General features: G+C 39.5%; 1 pseudogene. It reads right to left on the bottom strand.

Annotated features, from left to right (window positions below):
* Nucleotides 1–597 (bottom strand): annotated as a pseudogene (locus B371_RS0100065) (stage V sporulation protein AD); the annotation flags it as partial.

The following is a 597-nucleotide window of genomic DNA, read 5'->3' as shown; positions in this document are numbered from 1 at the left end:
GGAATGGTTTCACCCTGTTGAAATGTTAGTGGGGATAGTAATGCACCTGTTGCTACAAGTAAAACTTTCTTCCATTTTTTCTTTAATAAATCAGCATAAATTGGACCGAAAAAAATGGTAGCTGAACAACCCGCTCCACTTCCTCCTGATAAAAACTTCTCATTGTTACCATAAATCTCAGCTCCTGCATCTCGGTAAGTCTTAACATTATATGAGGAAACACCACTAGTTTTAATCAAGTCCTGCAAAATAGCTAGACCATTTTTCCCTAGATCACCGGTCATAACAAAATCATAAGGAGTGTCTTTATTTTCAGCTAAATGTCGTTGAATTGTATCAAACGCAGCTGGAGCCATCGCACTCCCCATATCTAAAGGATCTTTACATTCACAATCGATTACTTGTCCAATCGTTGCAGAGTGAACAAAAGGTTTATCACTTTGATGCGGAGTAAGGATGCCATAACCTGCTCCAGTCACAGTCCATTGTCCGGTAGGAGGCTTTTGAGCTCCATATTCTACTGGGGAGCGAAATTGTTTCTCTACTGCATTATGCTGACTTCCAGACCCAAATATAATTTTTTCCATATGCTTCGTT

It is taken from the genome of Paenisporosarcina sp. TG20, assembly GCF_000286315.1.
Classification (GTDB): domain Bacteria; phylum Bacillota; class Bacilli; order Bacillales_A; family Planococcaceae; genus Paenisporosarcina.
The sequence above is the reverse complement of the archived record's forward strand: the minus strand, read 5'-3'. Positions and strand labels throughout refer to the sequence as shown.